Source organism: Komagataeibacter melaceti (genome assembly GCF_003403295.1).
Classification (GTDB): domain Bacteria; phylum Pseudomonadota; class Alphaproteobacteria; order Acetobacterales; family Acetobacteraceae; genus Komagataeibacter; species Komagataeibacter melaceti.
Window position 1 is genome coordinate 1 of sequence record NZ_QUWV01000009.1, and the last position, 285, is coordinate 285.

At 57.9% G+C, this 285-nt stretch carries 1 pseudogene; it reads right to left on the reverse strand.

The annotated features are described in order from the left end of the window. Positions 1 to 285 (reverse strand): annotated as a pseudogene (locus tag DY926_RS01020) (IS481 family transposase); the annotation flags it as partial.

The following is a 285-nucleotide window of genomic DNA, read 5'->3' on the forward strand; positions in this document are numbered from 1 at the left end:
CTGGATGCCATTGTCGGTCAGGATGGTATGAATCCGGTAGGGCACGACACGCAGAAGATGTTCGAGAAACTCCCAGGCGGTTCTTCTGTTGGCCTTGTCCGCGAGTTGCACCACCGCGAACTTGCTTGTCCGGTCTATGGCGACGAAAAGATGCAGCTTGCCTTCAGCGGTCTGGACCGCGGCGATGTCGAGGTGGAAGAACCCGATCGGGTAGCGTCTGAAGCGCTGACGCTTCGGTTTGTCCCCTTCAATGTCAGGCAGCCGTGACATCCCATGACGCTGAAG